Origin of the sequence: Vibrio sp. 10N.261.54.A5 (genome assembly GCF_041471145.1) — a bacterium.
Classification (GTDB): Bacteria; Pseudomonadota; Gammaproteobacteria; order Enterobacterales; family Vibrionaceae; genus Vibrio; species Vibrio crassostreae_C.
The window spans coordinates 32417-50722 of the sequence record NZ_JBFRNU010000007.1; the positions used below are offsets into that span (position 1 = coordinate 32417).

The 18306-nt window shown below is 45.0% G+C and carries 12 protein-coding genes; 7 read left to right on the forward strand and 5 right to left on the reverse strand.

All coding sequences use genetic code 11. From position 1 onward, the window contains the following. Positions 1-26 precede the first annotated feature (26 nt). Positions 27-665: an urease accessory protein UreG gene (ureG, locus tag AB4329_RS01840; protein WP_017062498.1), complete on the forward strand. Its 639-nt coding sequence runs from the start codon at positions 27-29 to the stop codon at positions 663-665. Positions 666-758: 93 nt separating this feature from the next. On the opposite strand, the gene xseA is transcribed toward ureG, so the two are convergent. Then, the gene (gene xseA, locus AB4329_RS01845; protein WP_017071855.1) at positions 759-2105 is read right to left on the reverse strand and encodes an exodeoxyribonuclease VII large subunit; all 1347 of its coding nucleotides are present in this window, start codon (positions 2103-2105) and stop codon (positions 759-761) included. 244 nt (positions 2106-2349) lie between these two features. Between xseA and guaB the strand changes: the two genes are divergently transcribed. From guaB to AB4329_RS01870, 5 genes are all read left to right on the forward strand, one after another. Beyond that, the gene (gene guaB / locus AB4329_RS01850; RefSeq protein ID WP_017062496.1) at positions 2350-3813 is read left to right on the forward strand and encodes an IMP dehydrogenase; all 1464 of its coding nucleotides are present in this window, start codon (positions 2350-2352) and stop codon (positions 3811-3813) included. Between the two features lie 378 nt (positions 3814-4191). Next, the gene (gene guaA, locus AB4329_RS01855) at positions 4192-5745 is read left to right on the forward strand and encodes a glutamine-hydrolyzing GMP synthase (RefSeq protein ID WP_017059729.1); all 1554 of its coding nucleotides are present in this window, start codon (positions 4192-4194) and stop codon (positions 5743-5745) included. 324 nt (positions 5746-6069) lie between these two features. After that, the gene (locus AB4329_RS01860) at positions 6070-7782 is read left to right on the forward strand and encodes a glycoside hydrolase family 19 protein (protein WP_372137605.1); all 1713 of its coding nucleotides are present in this window, start codon (positions 6070-6072) and stop codon (positions 7780-7782) included. A 273-nt stretch (positions 7783-8055) separates the two neighbouring features. After that, the gene (locus tag AB4329_RS01865) at positions 8056-9606 is read left to right on the forward strand and encodes a Na+/H+ antiporter NhaC family protein (RefSeq protein ID WP_372137606.1); all 1551 of its coding nucleotides are present in this window, start codon (positions 8056-8058) and stop codon (positions 9604-9606) included. A 506-nt stretch (positions 9607-10112) separates the two neighbouring features. Next, positions 10113-10706: an acetate uptake transporter gene (locus tag AB4329_RS01870; RefSeq protein WP_010440610.1), complete on the forward strand. Its 594-nt coding sequence runs from the start codon at positions 10113-10115 to the stop codon at positions 10704-10706. A gap of 145 nt (positions 10707-10851) precedes the next feature. On the opposite strand, the gene AB4329_RS01875 is transcribed toward AB4329_RS01870, so the two are convergent. The 4 genes from AB4329_RS01875 to AB4329_RS01890 form a co-directional block, all read right to left on the reverse strand. Continuing rightward, a complete protein-coding gene (locus AB4329_RS01875) occupies positions 10852-12399 on the reverse strand; it encodes a sodium:alanine symporter family protein (protein WP_017069529.1) in 1548 nt (515 codons plus the stop codon). Positions 12400-12869: 470 nt separating this feature from the next. Then, complete coding sequence (locus AB4329_RS01880; protein ID WP_372137607.1) at positions 12870-14240, reverse strand: MBL fold metallo-hydrolase; 1371 nt, start codon at positions 14238-14240, stop codon at positions 12870-12872. Positions 14241-14387: 147 nt separating this feature from the next. Further along, the gene (locus tag AB4329_RS01885) at positions 14388-15155 is read right to left on the reverse strand and encodes a 1-acylglycerol-3-phosphate O-acyltransferase (RefSeq protein WP_065584647.1); all 768 of its coding nucleotides are present in this window, start codon (positions 15153-15155) and stop codon (positions 14388-14390) included. A 197-nt stretch (positions 15156-15352) separates the two neighbouring features. Then, positions 15353-16291 carry a hypothetical protein gene (locus AB4329_RS01890; protein ID WP_372135896.1) on the reverse strand — a complete coding sequence of 313 codons (939 nt, stop codon included), beginning with the start codon at positions 16289-16291 and terminating at the stop codon, positions 15353-15355. A gap of 271 nt (positions 16292-16562) precedes the next feature. Here AB4329_RS01890 and AB4329_RS01895 point away from each other — a divergent pair, with 271 nt between their 5' ends. Next, positions 16563-18275 carry a class I SAM-dependent methyltransferase gene (locus AB4329_RS01895; RefSeq protein ID WP_372137608.1) on the forward strand — a complete coding sequence of 571 codons (1713 nt, stop codon included), beginning with the start codon at positions 16563-16565 and terminating at the stop codon, positions 18273-18275. Positions 18276-18306 lie beyond the last annotated feature (31 nt).

An 18306-nucleotide genomic window follows, 5' to 3' on the forward strand; every position in this document is an offset into this window, starting at 1 on the left:
GCAAAAAGAATATAAGGAAGTAGACAATGGAAAGTTATAAGCAACCACTTCGAATTGGTATTGGCGGCCCGGTAGGGTCTGGTAAAACAGCGCTATTAGAAGTGCTTTGTAAAGCGATTCGTGACAAGCTCAATATCGCAGTGGTAACCAACGACATCTACACTCAAGAAGATGCCAAGATACTTACGCGAGCAGAGGCTCTAGAACCAGATCGTATTATTGGTGTTGAAACGGGTGGCTGTCCGCACACGGCGATCCGTGAAGATGCGTCGATGAACTTAGCTGCGGTAGAAGAGCTTGCCAAGCTGCATAAGAACCTCGATGTGGTATTCGTCGAAAGTGGCGGTGATAACTTGAGTGCGACGTTCAGCCCTGAATTAGCCGATCTTACCATCTACGTGATTGATGTAGCGGAAGGGGAGAAGATCCCACGTAAAGGCGGACCGGGTATTACGCGTTCTGATCTGCTGGTTATCAATAAGATCGATTTAGCACCATATGTGGGTGCGTCACTTGAGGTGATGGAGCAAGACACACAACGCATGCGTCCAACCAAGCCATACGTGTTCACCAACCTCAAAGAGAGCCAAGGGCTAGACTTCATCATCAACTTTATTGTGACTGAAGGAATGCTAACCATGAAGGAGCCTTCTACTACTGAGTAGGGTTGGAATAGGTTAGTTTTTTGAAAGCGTTAGATACTAAAAAGCCCTGTCGATTATCGATAGGGCTTTCTGGTTTGAAACGTTAGGTCGAACTTAAAGCTCGCTCTTAGTCACTCTTGTGGTCACTTGCGACTCAATCACACCGTCTTCAACTTGAGTGGTTATCACTTCACCGACTTCGACATCGTTAATCGATGATACCGTCTTGCTCGATTCTGAATGAGTAATGCTGTAGCCACGCTTTAGGGTTGCCAGTGGACTAACGGTCTCTAACTTCTCTGCAGCCATAGCGAGCTGGTGGCGAGTGGTTAGTAATGTCTTGTCCATTGCATCCAATAGCTTTTGCTCTGAACGTTGCAGATGCAGTTTCTGTTCGCCAAGGCGTTTCACTGGCGAGTTCAATTGAAGCTGGTGCTGTTTACGTTCAACACGCTGTGCATGCTGTTTTAGGTATTGAGTCATACCACGACGCAAACGCATATCTAGGTCATCAAGCTGCTGACTCTGCTTTTGAAGTTGGTAGCTAGGGTGTTGCTTCTCTAAGCGGTATTTCAACGTTTGAGTGGATTGTGCTTGTTTGATTAACACATGACGAATCGCACTCACCAAGCGAGCACGTTTAGAGGCATAAGCTTGCTCTTTATGACTGTTGTCACGGCTAACCAATTCTGCAGCAGCTGACGGCGTTGGAGCACGCATATCTGCGACGAAATCGGCGATAGTGACGTCAACTTCGTGGCCAACTGCGCTGATAATCGGGATCTGGCTTGCTGCAATTGTGCGAGCAACGATCTCGTTATTGAAGCACCATAGGTCTTCCAGTGAGCCGCCACCACGGCCGACGATTAACACATCACACTCATTGCGTTCGTTAGCGCGTCCAATCGCTTGGGCAATCTGAATCGCCGCCTCTTCGCCTTGAACCATGGTCGGGTAAACCACAACCGGTAGCGAAGGATCGCGCCTTTTTAGTACATCAAGAATATCAAACAGCGCTGCACCGGTTTTAGATGTGATAACGCCAACACGTTTTGGGTGTTCAGGAAGAGCTTGCTTACTTGATTGAGCAAACAGTCCTTCTGCGGCAAGGTTCATCTTCAGTTTTTCAAACTCTTGCTGAAGCTTACCGTCACCCTCTGGCTGCATGCTTTCGATGATCAGTTGATAATCACCACGTGGCTCATAAAGAGACAGGCGAGCTTTGACTAGAACTTGATTACCATTCTGGGGCTTAAAGGTGACACGGCGGTTATTGCCACGAAACATGGCGCACTTAACTTGAGCGCGAGAGTCTTTAAGCGTGAGGTACCAGTGACCAGATACAGGTGCAGAGAAGTTTGAGATTTCACCAACGAGCCAGACTATTCCCATTTCGTTTTCTAATAGGAGACGAACCTCTGAGTTGAGGCGAGAAACAGTAAAGATGTTTGGATTAGTCATAGAAGCACTATCTTTCCTTGAAGGAAGGTCTTTCTTGGAATCTCACAGGGCGTGAGTATGGAAGATAGCGGCAATATAATACATAGCAAGGGGGTAAATGCAAATTAAAAGTACAAAAATGTGTAGCCAAGCGATTTCGCCGTGCGTATAATCCGTCTGCAATATCAAATCCAAATAACTTTATTATGCGAAACGATAAAGTTGGGTTTACTCCTTTTAACACCTTTGTTGTGAGATATTGCAAATGCTACGAATCGCAAAAGAAGCTTTAACTTTTGATGACGTTTTACTCGTCCCAGCACACTCAACCGTTCTTCCGAACACAGCTGATCTTCGCACTCAGTTAACGAAAAACATTTCTTTAAACATCCCAATGATCTCTGCATCGATGGATACTGTTACGGAAGCACGCCTAGCAATTGCCCTTGCGCAAGAAGGTGGTATTGGCTTTATTCATAAGAATATGTCAATCGAGCAGCAAGCTGAAATGGTTCGCCAGGTTAAAATTTACGAAGCTGGTGTGGTTTCTCACCCAGTAACAGTAAGCCCTGACGCGACAATCGCTGATGTTGTAGCCCTTACCCAAAAACACGGCTTTGCCGGTTTCCCTGTTGTTACTGAAACAAACGAACTTGTTGGTATTATTACTGGCCGTGACGTTCGCTTTGTTACTGACCTTTCTAAGAAAGTTGATGTAGTAATGACACCTAAAGCTCGCCTTGCTTCTGTTAAAGAAGGTGCAACTCGTGAAGAAGTTCAAGAGAAAATGCACGAAGCGCGTGTTGAAAAAGTTCTTGTTGTAAATGATGACTTCCAACTTACTGGAATGATCACTGCAAAAGATTTCCACAAAGCAGAACGTAAACCAAACGCTTGTAAAGATGAGCGCGGCAGCCTACGTGTAGGTGCAGCTGTTGGTGCTGGCGCTGGTAACGAAGAGCGCGTTGCTGCTCTAGTTGAAGCTGGCGTAGACGTTCTACTTATCGACTCTTCACACGGTCACTCTGAAGGCGTACTTAACCGTATCCGCGAAACTCGCGCTGCATACCCTGATCTACAAATCATCGGTGGTAACGTAGCAACTGGCGCTGGCGCTCGTGCTCTTATCGAAGCGGGTGTTAGTGCGGTTAAAGTAGGTATCGGCCCGGGTTCAATCTGTACGACTCGTATCGTTACTGGTGTTGGTGTTCCTCAAGTAACAGCAATCGCAGACGCAGCTGAAGTAGCTAACGAATACGGTATTCCAGTAATCGCAGATGGCGGTATCCGCTTCTCTGGCGATATCTGTAAAGCTATCGTTGCTGGCGCATCTTGTGTGATGGTTGGTTCAATGTTCGCGGGTACTGAAGAAGCACCGGGTGAAGTTATTCTTTACAACGGTCGTTCTTACAAGTCTTACCGTGGTATGGGTTCTCTTGGCGCTATGTCTCAAGGTTCTTCTGACCGTTACTTCCAATCTGACAACGCTGCAGACAAGCTTGTTCCAGAAGGTATTGAAGGTCGTATCGCATACAAAGGTCGTCTAAAAGAGATCGTTCACCAACAGATGGGCGGTCTACGCTCAAGCATGGGCCTAACGGGTTCTGCAACTGTTGAAGACATGCGTACTAAAGCTGAGTTTGTTCGTATCTCTGGTGCGGGCATGAAAGAATCTCACGTACACGATGTTCAAATCACGAAAGAAGCACCTAACTACCGTTTAGGTTAATAATACGTCCAAACGTTTGAATAATGTGCTGATTTAGTCGGCACATTAATATACCAATCGTAGTAAATAACTGGTCATCCTAGCTTGTTAAAAACCTCGATAACTTCGTTAGAATTTTTGATTGTAGAATAACTACTTATCAGAACTCTTTGTCGAATAGAGCAGCCTCGTTCTCAGGCTTTTTTCCTACGCTATTCCTGAACACTTACTTACTGTGATTGCTATTATATCTACCGCCTGTTTTGTTAAAAGTCCGATTTTCTCAAAACACGTGGTTAAAGATATCTAACGAAAACGTTTGCTTTATTTCTTGAAGAGTTAATCAGAGGTGAGTAAACTCACCTCCGTTTTATCACATAGCCAATAAGACTGCTTACAATGACTAAAAATATTCATGACCAACGTATTCTAATTCTAGACTTCGGTTCTCAATACACACAGCTAGTAGCTCGTCGTATTCGTGAGATCGGTGTTTACTGTGAACTTTGGAGCTGGGACGTAGAAGAAGCGGATATTCGTGAATTCAATCCAGACGGCATCATCCTATCTGGTGGTCCTGAAAGTGTAACGGAGGAGAACTCTCCACGTGCACCTCAGTACGTATTTGATTCAGGTGTTCCTGTATTCGGTATCTGCTACGGCATGCAAACTATGGCTGAGCAACTTGGCGGTAAAGTAGCAACGTCTACTGAGCGCGAGTTCGGCTACGCAGCGGTACAAGTGACTGGCGAATCTGCACTTTTCGCTGACCTTGAGTCTACTCAAGATGTTTGGATGAGCCACGGCGACAAAGTAGTTGAGATTCCAGCTGATTTCACAAAGATCGCTGAAACAGACACTTGCCCATACGCTGCAATGGCAAACGAAGAGAAGAAGTACTTCGGTGTTCAATTCCACCCAGAAGTAACACACACTAAAAACGGCCTGAAAATGCTTGAGAACTTCGTTCTTAACGTATGTGGTTGTGAAGGTCTGTGGACTTCAGCTTCAATCATTGAAGATGCAGTTGCACGTATTAAAGAACAAGTAGGTGACGACGAAGTTATCCTTGGTCTTTCTGGTGGTGTTGATTCATCTGTAGTTGCGATGCTTGCTCACCGCGCTATCGGCGACAAACTAACATGTGTATTTGTTGATAACGGCCTTCTTCGTCTAAACGAAGCTGAGCAAGTTATGGATATGTTTGGTGACCAGTTCGGCCTAAACATCATCAAAGTCGATGCAGAAGATCGTTTCCTTAAAGCTCTGGAAGGCGAAGCTGAACCAGAAGCTAAGCGTAAAATCATCGGTCACGTATTCGTAGATATCTTCGATGAAGAGTCTAAGAAACTATCTAATGCTAAATGGCTTGCTCAGGGTACTATCTACCCAGACGTAATCGAGTCTGCAGCATCTAAGACAGGTAAAGCACACGTAATCAAATCTCACCACAACGTTGGTGGCCTTCCTGATGATATGGAAATGGGTCTTGTTGAACCTCTACGTGAGCTGTTTAAAGATGAAGTACGTAAGATCGGCCTTGAGCTTGGTCTTCCATACAACATGCTTTACCGCCACCCATTCCCGGGTCCTGGTCTAGGTGTTCGTGTTCTTGGCGAAATCAAGAAAGAGTACTGTGATCTACTGCGTCGCGCAGATGCTATTTTCATTGAAGAGCTTCACGCTGCTGACCTTTACCACAAAGTATCTCAAGCATTCACGGTATTCCTACCAGTACGTTCAGTTGGCGTAATGGGCGATGGCCGTAAGTACGATTGGGTTGTATCTCTACGTGCCGTAGAAACTATCGACTTCATGACTGCTCACTGGGCACACCTACCATACGACTTCCTAGGTAAGGTTTCTAACCGTATTATCAACGAAGTTAACGGCATTTCACGTGTTGTTTACGATATTTCTGGTAAGCCACCAGCAACTATCGAGTGGGAATAATCTCTTAGAGATTTAACCAGCTTTGATTAAGATCTTAAGCCTCGAACTCAGTTTGGGGCTTTTTTCTTTTCGATTGATTATATTGATTCATTACATTAAAGGCTTATGAGCAATACCTCGAAATCAAATGAACAATAACTAGAAACCAAATGAGTTGGAAACTAGATATCAGCTCAAGAAACCATGAGACGCTTTGTTGTGCTGAGCCATGTATCAAAAAGATCACTCGCACTTTTTATAAATTCACACAGCTACAGCTAGGCCATTCCACATGTGAAGCATACTCTTTGATGGACTTATTAAGGACAGATAAGAGAATCCATCATGTTAAAAATCAAATATTTGGCGACAGTACTGGGCTGCACATTAGCAGCGCAAAGTCATGCGTCTTTGAACATTCAACCTGATCCGCAAAACCCGAATGGTTACCTTGTTGAAAAGTCGGCTTTACAAGCTGCTGAACAAGCGAAAACATCCGATCCTATGTATGCGATCTGGTCACAGGCCCTTCAAACTCGCCCGAATACAATCGTTGAAGCGATTGACCCCGGTTCCCCCTCGAATCCTGAAAACATAAAGCGTGTAGAGCGCGTGTTCCCACAATCTGAATGGGACTTCCTCACTCAGATGGCAGCGCCAGAATACACCTACACTCGCTTCTTACGTGCGATCGGTAAATTCCCAGCGTTCTGTGGAGAGTACACCGATGGCCGTGACTCCGATGCCATCTGTAAGAAATCCATCATCACGGCCTTTGCTCACTTTTCACAAGAGACGGGTGGGCACATCGCGATAGGCAACACCTCTGATAATCCATTAGCTCTAGAAGAGTGGCAGCAAGCGCTGGTGCATGTTCGCGAAATGGGTTGGTCTGAAGGCCAAGAAGGTTACACCACAGGTTGTGGTCAGAATGATTGGCAGAATGCCCGTTGGCCATGTGCTGCGGGGCAGGGTTACTTCGGACGTGGTGCTAAACAGCTTTCTTACCATTTTAATTACGGCGCGTTCTCTGAAGTGATGTTCGATGGCGATGCGACGGTGCTTCTCAATAATCCGGGCTTAGTGGCGGATTCTTGGTTGAACTTAGCGTCTGCTATCTGGTTCTTTTTAACACCACAAGCGCCTAAACCGGCAATGCTGCATGTAATTGACCGAACATGGACACCATCTCAACGTGAATTGGATGCGGGTATTGGCTATGGCTTTGGTACCACAATCAACGTGATCAATGGTGGTATTGAATGTGGCGAGCAGAACAAAGACAAAGGCCAACCCGTTAACCGTATTCGTTATTGGGAAGGGTTAGCTGCGCACTATGAAATTCCGGTAGAAGCGGATGAAGCCAATACTTGTTGGCAGCAAACGCCTTACGGAAGCTTAAACCTCAACGGAGCAACGGATGTGTTGTACACCAACTGGGATGGTAACTGGAAATACTACGCAGACCGCCCAGAAGGTTACTCGTTTGAGTGTGAGCTTGTTGGTTTCCAAACGGCTTATTCCGCACTGGTGGCTGGTGATTACGAGAAGTGTGTGACCAACTTCTATGGTTCTCATGCGAGTTGGCCTGAAGTGAAAGTTGTCGATAAGCTGGATCCGGTAGATCCTGGTACTGATCCGGGTGGTAATGGTTGGAGTGCGACCAAGGTTTACAACGCGGGTGACCAAGTGACGCATAACGGCGCAACCTATGAAGCGAAATGGTGGACACAAGGGGATGACCCTGCCAATGGTGGCCCTTGGAAACTAGTAGCGGGCGAGCCAACACCACCAGTTGTGACAGATCCAACGCCTGTTGATCCTGCCCCTGTCGATCCAGAACCAGTAGACCCAACACCAGTTGAACCACCTGTTACCGAGCCGCCTGTCGTCGTTGACCCATCGGTGTTTATCACATGGCAAGCGGGCGTTAGCCAAGTGAGTAACGGTGATAAAGTGACGCATAACGGCAAGTGTTTCTTAGCTAAAAACGGTCCGGGTGTTTGGGAAAGTCCTGTTCAATCGAATTGGTTCTGGGATGAAATTAGCTGTAATTGATCGTTTGAATACTGAAAAGTGGTCTAACCGACGAGTTCAGTAGTACGACCATAATGATATAAATAGTCAAAAGCCGAAAGTTTCTACTTTCGGCTTTTTTTCGTTTCGAACTTGGCTATCTAAGGAGGGCTGTTGGTCTATTTGGCTATGTTGAAGCGCATTTAAAGACTAATTATCCAGTTAGAGGATAAAGTTCTGTACAAATGTCGATTGTGAATTTATATTCAAATTTAATTTATATTTATTCTTTTATTTTAGGGTTAAGGTGTACCTATGGAACAGACAGATATCACGTCACTCATCCCCATTGTGATTACTTTGGTGTTGTCGTTGGCGACAAGGAATGTGGTGATAGGCCTTTTTGCTGGCGTGCTAAGTGGCGTTGCGATGCTGACTGGCATGTTTAGCGAACTCAATCCGCTTGATACGTTTGGTACCATGGTTAAAGGTTACTTAGTCCCTCAATTGACTGATAGCTACAACGCTGGCGTGATCATGCTGTTGGTGTTCATCGGTGGTTTTGTTGCTTTGATGGAGAAATCGGGTGGTGGTGTTGCGTTTGCAAAACGTGTTACTCAATGGGTAAGCAACAAATGCCAAGCTCAAATCTCAGCATGGTTGGGTGGAATCGTGATATTTTTCTCAGACTTAGGTACTCCGTTAATTGTTGGCCCTGTTTTTCGTCCCCTTTTCGATAAACTGAAACTTTCTAGACAGAAGCTAGCATTCATCATCGACTCAACCTCGTCGCCCGTCGCTATTCTTATCCCTTTCATTGGATGGGGCGTTTACATCATGAGTCTTATCCAGAAAGAATTTACTGCGTTGAGCGTTAACATGTCTGACTGGGATGCCTTCATCGGTGCGATTCCTTTTCAGTTCTACGCATTCCTAGCGATTTTCATCGTCCCGTTAGTGTCCGTTAAAGGTTTAGACTTTGGGCCAATGGCAAAAGCCGAGCGTGATTGCCAAGCGGGAATCGATACTGGCGTGAATAGCGAATCACTGAATCCGTTCTCGCATAAAAATGCAAAGGCATCTTTTGTCTGGGCACCATTGTTAGTGATGCTGGTGGTGTTGTGTGCCATGTTGGTGCCACAAGGCTTCCCATTCCAAAAGGTCGCAGGTTCATCGTTCAGAGCGGCATTATCATCGGCTTATTTCTTTGCGGCGATTACATTAATTTCGTTAATGGCTTACTACGGTGTAAGAAAGTTGTCTGATGGTGTTTCTGTGTACTTAAAAGGCATGGGAAACATGATGCCAGTCGCGATCATCTTGGTATTGGCTTGGGCATTAAGCACCGTTGGTAAAGAGTTGGGTGCGGCAGCTTATATTGCTGAGCAAGCACAGAGCGGCTTTCCATATTGGTTAGTACCTGCGGTCGCGTTTTTATTATCGGCTATCATTTCATTCGCAACGGGATCGTCGTGGGGAACCTTCGCGATAATGATGCCATTGGTTATTCCAACCGCGATTGCGATAGATGCTCCGCTTCTCGTCGCAATTGGCGCTGTGTTGTCTGGTGGCTTGTTTGGTGACCATTGCTCACCGATTTCTGAAACCACGATTCTTTCTTCAACCGGGGCAGGGTGTGATCAGTTTGAACACTTTAAGACGCAGCTTCCTTACGCATTGATGAACGGCTCTATTGCTCTGATTAGTTTTGTAGTCGCAGGCTTTACGGGAAGTGCATTGGTTGTGTTAGGCGCTCTTGTTGCTCAGTTGATTGTCGTGACGTTGTTAGCCAAGCGCGATGCGAGTAAAAACGCTTCTTCAGACGTTCAATCTCAAGTGTCTGAGTCTAAAGCTCAACAAGCATAATTTAAGATAACGGGTGAGAGAGTAGATACGGGATGCGAGTAAACGAGTAACGAAAAGCTCGCTCTCTTGTTCTTCATTTCACTTACTTGCATCTAAGCAAACTTCCGTCATTCCCTACAGTGAGGAACGAACGTGATAGGGAATCTCTTTAGTGCGCCAAACGTGCTTATATCGAAGAGGAGATTCCAGATATTTCGTCCCTCGATTCTGGAATGACGCTTCAATCGAGACCTGCTCCTCTTATCCCGCTTACTCGAATCTAAAGACTCTTTTCGTATCTCGCATCTCGTTACTCGCATCTTTTTCATAGCGCGACAGGGAATTTGTTCATTTATAGGTTCTATGAATTAATTAGCGTTGTTATGAAACTAATCTTCCATAAGATCATTTACACAATCTTAGTTTTCGATAACTGGATTACCTAGTTGTACGGTTTATAGATTAAAATTTTCTGATAATTTTTATCGCTTTTTTTTAATCAACCACTTTAATAAGGTAAATTCGCAATGTCGACCAAACTAGCTAACCCAGCGCCACTAGGCTTAATGGGTTTCGGTATGACCACTATTCTTCTTAATATCCACAACGCAGGTTTCTTTCCAATCGATTCAATGATTCTTGCTATGGGTATTTTCTACGGTGGTTTGAGCCAAGTTATCGTGGGCACAATGTGTTTCAAACGTGGTGACACGTTCGGTACAACTGCGTTTACTTCTTACGGCCTATTCTGGTTGTCTTTGGTTGGTTTAATCGTGATGCCTTACATGGGCCTACCTGCAAGCCCTGCAGCATTCATGGGTTGGTACCTACTACTATGGGGCATCTTCACAGGCTTCATGTTCATCGGCTCTCTATGCTACCCAGTGGCGAAGCAAGTAGTATTCGGTTCACTAACTATCTTGTTCTTCCTACTTGCAGCTCGTGATTTCACTGGCAGCGAACTAATCGGCACTATCGCTGGTTTTGAAGGTATCTTCTGTGGCGCTTCAGCTATTTACTTTGCAATGGCACAAGTAATCAACAACGAATATGGCCGCACAGTACTGCCTATCGGTGAGAAGAAAGCACCTCAAATGGCAACACAAGAAATCGCTGCTTAATACTCTAACTCGGGAACAGTTAGTTTGTTATAAGCCATTTATTGGTTATGAATAAAACAAAAGGGGTTAGCCGAAATAGCTAACCCCTTTTTTATGCGTTATTAATAGCACTATTTGTTAAAGCGATCTATTTGCTAAGGAAAGCTTAAGCTGAAGGTTGCTCTACAGGTTTAGTGTCTGCAGCTTCTGCTTCTGGAGACTTGCCTGTTTTACGCTTGTACTTCTCTTCCCAGTAAGTTGCACCTTTAATGCCTAGTTTTACAGGGTTGAATGTGTACTCAGTTACGCCTTGTTTCTGCTGTTCTTCGTAGTCAGCTAGAGCTTTAAGCGCAGGCTTAGACATGAAGAAGATGATCAGAATACCAACGATGTTTAACCATGCCATCAAGCCAACACCAACATCACCCATTGCCCATGCAAGGTTCGCTGTTTTAACTGTGCCATAGAAAACGGCAGTGATAAGAACAAGCTTAAGTACGAACATCATGCCAGGGATCTTGATGGTACGACGTAGGTAAGCAATATTCGTTTCTGCAATGTAGTAGTAAGCAAGAATCGTTGTAAATGCGAAGAAGAACAGAGCAAATGCGATGAATGGCTTACCAATGCCTGGTAGTGCACTTTCAATAGCAAGCTGTGTAAATACAGGACCATTCGCACCGATGTTTGCTGCTAGGTTCTGAACAAGGAACACACCCTCAGCACCGCCGTGAACGTTGTAAGCACCAGTGATGATGATCATGAACGCTGTAGCTGAACATACTAGAAGTGTATCGATGTAGATAGAGAACGCTTGTACTAAACCTTGCTGAGCTGGGTGATCAACACTTGCAGCAGCTGCCGCGTGAGGACCAGTACCTTGACCTGCTTCGTTTGAGTAAACACCACGCTTAACACCCCAACCAATTGCAGCACCGAAGCCTGCCATAGGTGTGAATGCATCACCAACAATCATTGCGAAAACAGTTGGCACTTGGCTGATGTTTAGCAGAATGATAACGAACGCGATGATGATGTAAGCCAATGCCATGAAAGGAACAACGATCTGTGTGAAGTTCGCAATACGTTTAACACCACCAAAGATGATGAAAGCAAGGATGATAGCAACAACAGTACCGGTGAAAATTTTAGCGAAACTGAATGTACCGACAGCTGTTTCAATCATGTCACCTGAACCAAATGCAGCTTCTACAGCATTACCAATACTGTTTGACTGAACACCTGGAAGCAAAATACCACATGCAAAAATAGTCGCGATTGCGAAGATCCATGCGTACCACTTCTGACCCATTGCTTTTTCAATGTAGTAAGCCGGACCACCACGGAACTGGCCTTCGTCTTCTTCTTTGTAGATTTGCGCTAGCGTAGATTCTGCATAAGCAGTCGCGGCGCCAAAGAAGGCTACAACCCACATCCAGAATACTGCACCTGGGCCACCGAAACCGATAGCGGCAGCAACACCAGCAATGTTACCTGTACCTACACGGCCAGATAGCGAAACGGCTAGAGCTTGGAAAGACGAGATGCCTTTTGATGAGCTTTTACCCGATAGTAGCAAGCGCCACATTTCAAAGAAGTGACGGATTTGAACAAATCGAGTCATGATGGAGTAGAACAAACCTGCACCTAAACATAGGTAGATAAGTACTGGGCTCCAGATTATTCCATTCAAAAAATCAACGAATGACTGCATGAGTATTTTCCCTGTTAGTTTTGCTTATGATTGTTTTTCGAACAACACAATACTTCACTTGTAACCTGAGTGTTAAATTATTTAACTGCCTATTAGGATTACTGTGACATAAAGCATGTTACAGGGAGTGTTTGTTAACGCTTAGTGCTAATTTGATAATCGTTTCATTAAAATTGATATGCAATTGGTTGTTTTTAGTGTCGGTTTGTAAAGTGAATAAATAGTGATTAATACAAATTTTCGAAACTCACAATATGTGTCAGAAGGGAAAGTAGAAGAAAAATGAGAGGAAACGTTGTTCAGTACTAATGACTGTTAACACATTACGACGGTAAAGACGCAAGAATATATCACCGATATAGTGAAATTAGGCAGGTTTAAGGGGAGGTATTATTTAAAATATCAGTAGTGATTTTTAGAACTTTCCGTAAGGATTACCGCAATCAGAAATCGTGAATCAATCGCCTGTTTTAAACGACTTTAAATCCTTTTCCAACCAAAGCTTGAGCGAACTCAGACTGAGTGTTTGGATCTCCGTGAATCAAATGTACCTCTTTGGGTGGCACGGTTATTTCTTCTATAAATCGATTGAGATCATCTTTATCAGCATGAGCAGAGTAGCCAGACATACTATGGATCTGAGCCTTCACCTCAACGTGTTGGTTATCGATGGAAACCTGTTTTTCTCCTTGTTGTAGCTCTCGCCCGAGCGTTCCGTGAGCTTGATAGCCTGCTAAAATTACATCGGTGCGTTTATCGGGAAGTAAAGCTGATAAGTAGTTCATTATCCTACCACCCTGACACATCCCAGAAGCTGCGACCACAATCGCGGGTTCACCTGTCGACTTGAGGCGATTCACGATTTTCTTGTGCATTCTATGTCCATCGACGGTAATGCACTGCTCAAAAGCGAGTGGGTGGCGTTTCAGTTCAAGACGCTGCTTTGCTTCTTGTCCCCACAACTCTTTAAAACGTCGGTATGAACGCGTCACTTTTTGAGCCATCGGAGAATCGAGAATAATAGGAATATCGCTACTGAGTTGATGCTCAAAGATCAGGTGTTCGATATCAAAAAGCAATTCCTGCGTTCTGCCGATACTAAATGCCGGAATTAGAATAACGCCACCGTCGAGCAGTGAACGATCAATGATTGCTTTGAGACGCTCAGCTCGCGTAGCAATATCATCATGTGTACTGGTGCCATAAGTGGATTCGATAAACAGATAGTCGGCTTGTCGTGGTGGCTTTGGATCGGGCAGTAGTGGTGTGTTACTTGGGCCTAAATCGCCAGAGAAGACTACCACCTCTTGGTTGGGTAACTTAATCTCGATATAGGCAGAACCTAAGATGTGCCCCGCAGGTTGAAAGCGAGCATACAGAGTATTTGGCCTATCATGATCCTTTCCGTTGTTTTGCTGTTTAGACGTGATTGGAAACCATTCCCCGTAAGGCCTGGGAGCAATTAACGAATGAATCTTTTTGAGTATCAGCTTCGACTGTTTATTGCTGAGTCCTTGCAGCTTTAAGCCATCCTCAATCATTAAAGGGGCAAGTTCAGCGGTGGCTTGCGTGCAATAAATCGGTTGGTTAAACCCACTGGCGAGTAACCAAGGTAATCGGCCAATATGATCAATGTGAGTATGGGTCAGCAGCAGAGCGTTGAGGTGGGATGTTTCAAATTCAATATCAAGAGGGCGAGTGTCCGCACCTTGAAGCTTTTTACCTTGAAGATCTAAACCTTGAAAAAGGCCACAATCGATGAGCACCGCTTGGCCTGAATCTCTTAATTCGTGACAAGATCCTGTGACAGTATGTTTGCCACCATGGTGAATCACTTCCATCGTTTACTCCCATTGCTCTATAAGGCAGATAACGCCTGTTTTTATTTTGCGGATAAGCGCCAGCAAGTAAAACAAGAACAATGAGAGTTGCGATCGTTGAGTGTCTTTTTAAGTAACTGAGCGATGACTCAGTGGTTTCGTTGCGAGTTAGTTCGTAGAAGAACGATCTGAATCCAACTCTGTTTTTTGCTGCGCCTCTAAACGAGCCACTTCGGCATCAAGCTCTGCTATTTTCTCTGCCATGAGTGCGTGACAGCGATTGGCCAACTCTCTCGCATCGCTAAGCTTGTATCCGGATACATCGATAGGTTCCAACATCTCGGTGATCACAATGCCATTATTGGCACGATTAAAGTCGATCTTATTGTGCGTGGTGCTAGTACACATCGGGGTGATAGGCACACCAGCTTCAATTGCCATTCGGAAAGCGCCTGTTTTGAATGGCAGTAGTCCACGCCCTTTACTACGGGTTCCTTCCGGGTAAACCCAAACAGACAGATCTCTCTGATGAATCGCTTCCGCCACTTGCTTGATGGTATCGCGTGCTTTGGATTTGTCTTCGCGGTTAATCATGATGTTACCGGTGATCCAATACAGCAGGCCAAAGAAAGGCACGTACAACAAATCGCGCTTGCCCAATGAAACGGTGCGCGGTCTTAGCATTCCTGGATCGGTCACAAAGTCCAATATGCTTTGGTGGTTAGAGATGTAGACGCTGTTTTCTGGTGTTGGGGCATTGTCTAGGCCGCGCTGCACCAGTTTTACACCGATGATCTTTTGGAGTTGGTTGAACCAACGACAGAAAACGTACACATGCTTGGGGTTCTTGGGGCTAAACAAGCAGTAAACAAAAGCACATAGAGTGGTGAAAATAATAAACACCGTAGCCAAAATAATACGAAGAACAGCAAGCACAATTCACTCCTTACTCACCGCAAGATGGCAGTGATTAAATAGTTTTAGATGCTTGAAGTCTTCACTCTATTTAACCGAATTGCAACAATTAACTGTGATAGGGGGCTATTTTTAGATCTTTATATAAAACAAGGACTAACAATGGATGCTTGACACAGTTATCGAGCTTACACGTGTTCACCAGTAATGGCTCATGATCACCAATACTGTTTATTTGGATCCGATTTTTCTACCCATTCCGGATCTTGACGCGACTCTAAATAGAGTTGTAGGCCGTTATAAGACATGAAAGCTGCAGGGCCGCCGAGGTGCTCGAAATAGTCAAAATACTCATCTTCGAGAGCACAAAGGTGGGCTAAATCTTTAACCTTGTTAGCCAGGGCCCACTGAATAGCAAACACAGGCGCTATTGAGCCTGAAATATTCACCTCTTCGACGTTTGGGTTAAACATTGAATTAGCTTGCTCAAGCAATATCTCTTCTTGTTCAGACTCCTGTTGCAGCACCTCTTCGACGATCTCCGAGCGCTTGGTATTAGAGACATTCTTGTTCAGCTTGGCGATTCGCAGTGCGTAGCTAAACCTTTCTGATGAAACGATGTCGACAAGCTGCGACAACAGCTCTTTGTCTACGCCTGCTGCCTTGGTGAAATAGTCGATACATGAATTGATTGAGGCATAACGAGTACCGTCAAACTCAAAGCCACTGGTTTCGTCGTATACCTCAAGTGGGATGTCATCAACCGACAAAGGCCAGCCTTTATAATCGACGCGTTGCTTGGCGATTTGATACATCTTCCAAGCGCTGCGCCCAAACCCACCGAGCGTCGAACCCGAGAAATCAGAATCAATAAGCTCTTGCTCCGTCCAGTTCTCACCGATGCCAAGGTGCTTAGCGTACTTGTCTATCAGAGTGTGTTTTATCTGATCGCGCACAGACCAAATTGAGGTCAGATTCTTTGAATAGTTAATTCTCGCACACTCATTACAAGCCGGCAGTGCTATCGGTGAATGGCCAATCTTGGCAACTGCCTGCGCTGTCTTAGGAAATTCAACAAGGTTACTGGAAGGCTCACCACAAAACCAACAGCTGTGGCGCAGATTGAATGGGGTATCTATGTGCGAGTATGTGTTCATTAGTTTTCTATCGGTTTGGTGCTTGAGGCGAGTTAATCATCTTCAAACAATTATCTCTGTTCGCACGTCAGCTTGCACCTTGTTTGTTTTTGTTTTTCTGACGAGATCAATTCGAGGTGTGACTCGCCTGATGAACTCATTAGGTGGATATTGATATAAAACAGTCACTAACGATAAATATTGCTCGGTGTGGCTGAACTTGCATGAGCTGCTAGCAATCGCCTAAGCTCCCCATTACTATTGAGATAGACTCCTTACTCCAATAGCGCATATGTCCTCATCGATTCCTTTTTACGATAAAAATGCTCACACACTTTGCCAGCAGTACAACTCAGTGACGTTCGAGACGGTGCATAAAAGCTGGCAAGCTTATTGGCCTTTAGAGGGCGATAAAGTATTAGATGTCGGTGCTGGGAGCGGTCGTGATGTGCTATGGATGCACAAAGCCGGAGCTGATGTTATTGCGATAGAACCAAGTGCTTCATTACGCGAACAAGGCTCGAAATATACAGGCCCAAGTGTTACCTGGATTGATGATTCACTGCCTTCGCTTAGCCGCACTGAAAACCTCGGAATGCGTTTTGACTTGATATTGGTCAGTGCGGTTTGGATGCATCTCGCTCCGTCTCATCGAGAGCGCGCATTTAGAAAGTTGTCTAACTTGCTAGCTCCAAATGGCAAGTTGGTGATCACTCTGCGTCATGGGGAGTTTCAAGACGACCGAGAGGGTTATGAGGTCTCGGTTGAAGAGCTTGAGCGTTTGTCGAAGAACAGTGCTTTGTTGGTGCGTCATGTTGATAACAGCCAAGACACCTTGAAGCGCTGTGAGGTTTGGTGGCAAACCGTGGTGATGACCTTGCCAGATGATGGCTCCGGTGATTTGAACAAGGTGCGCCACATTATTGTGAATGACAACAAGTCGGCCACATACAAGTTGGCTTTGTTGAGAACATTACTGCGAATTGCTGATGCGCATTCAGGCGCTGTGATTGATCGAACTGATGGAAAAATTTCTCTACCAGTGGGCTTGGTTGCTCTGTATTGGGTTAGGCAGTTTAAGCGACTGATTGATATCGACATAGAAGGCGCAGGGATTCAGCAAAATAGCAACACAACGAAGGGACTTGGGTTTGTAAAAGAGGATGGGTGGAATAAACTCAAACACTTAAGTGCTGATGATCTAGCGATAGGCGCTATGTTTCTCGGCGATGAAGCTAAGGCTCTACAAAAGCTATTTTCACAAACGATCAGCACCATTAAATCAGGACCTGTGACTTTCATTTATCAAGGCTCGAAAGACAACCGACTATTCGATATATACCCACCTCACAAACGACGGAAGAGCCGAGAATCACTGGTCATTGATAGTGAGTTCTTAGAAAGTTTTGGTTATTTTACTCTCGATGAAAGCCTGTGGGAGTGCTTTAGAATCTACCACTCGTGGATTGAACCGCTGGTGGTGAATCAATGGGTCATGGAGATGCAGCGTTTCGAGTTGAACCGACAGCGAAGCATTTCACTACAGACTTATCACGACTGCTTGGTATGGATCGATCAAAACCATGATACTCGCGATGTGCGTAAACGTGTCGAGCAACTTAGATCTGATCGTGCAGACATTGTCAGCGTGTGGAGTGGAAAATCATTAAAAAATGAGTATCACGTTGATCACTGTTTGCCTTTCGCTTACTGGCCAAACAACGATAAGTGGAACCTCTTTCCTACTACAAGCAAAGAGAACTTAAGTAAAAGTGATAAAGTTCCTACGGCTGAAAAGCTGCGCTCGTCTAAGTTGAGGATTCTAGAGTGGTGGCAACTCGCTTGGAACGATTCGGCTCATTTTGAACAACAATTCTTTTCAGAAGCCGCGCTTTCGTTACCTAACATCCCTGCGCAGTGTCGAGACTTTGAAGAGGTGTTCGATGCAATGGGCTTGCAGGTACGTGGTGTAAAAAGCAGACTGCTGATTAGTGAGTGGCACTGATCATTAAGTGGGCTAGTTATCCCAAATAACC

What these genes read in the sequence shown, in the direction of transcription:
- ureG (WP_017062498.1), top strand. Translation starts at nt 27, where the DNA reads ATGGAAAGTTATAAGCAACCACTTCGAATTGGTATTGGCGGCCCGGTA.
- xseA (WP_017071855.1), bottom strand. Translation starts at nt 2,105, where the DNA reads ATGACTAATCCAAACATCTTTACTGTTTCTCGCCTCAACTCAGAGGTT.
- guaB (WP_017062496.1), top strand. Translation starts at nt 2,350, where the DNA reads ATGCTACGAATCGCAAAAGAAGCTTTAACTTTTGATGACGTTTTACTC.
- guaA (WP_017059729.1), top strand. Translation starts at nt 4,192, where the DNA reads ATGACTAAAAATATTCATGACCAACGTATTCTAATTCTAGACTTCGGT.
- AB4329_RS01860 (WP_372137605.1), top strand. Translation starts at nt 6,070, where the DNA reads ATGTTAAAAATCAAATATTTGGCGACAGTACTGGGCTGCACATTAGCA.
- AB4329_RS01865 (WP_372137606.1), top strand. Translation starts at nt 8,056, where the DNA reads ATGGAACAGACAGATATCACGTCACTCATCCCCATTGTGATTACTTTG.
- AB4329_RS01870 (WP_010440610.1), top strand. Translation starts at nt 10,113, where the DNA reads ATGTCGACCAAACTAGCTAACCCAGCGCCACTAGGCTTAATGGGTTTC.
- AB4329_RS01875 (WP_017069529.1), bottom strand. Translation starts at nt 12,399, where the DNA reads ATGCAGTCATTCGTTGATTTTTTGAATGGAATAATCTGGAGCCCAGTA.
- AB4329_RS01880 (WP_372137607.1), bottom strand. Translation starts at nt 14,240, where the DNA reads ATGGAAGTGATTCACCATGGTGGCAAACATACTGTCACAGGATCTTGT.
- AB4329_RS01890 (WP_372135896.1), bottom strand. Translation starts at nt 16,291, where the DNA reads ATGAACACATACTCGCACATAGATACCCCATTCAATCTGCGCCACAGC.
- AB4329_RS01895 (WP_372137608.1), top strand. Translation starts at nt 16,563, where the DNA reads ATGTCCTCATCGATTCCTTTTTACGATAAAAATGCTCACACACTTTGC.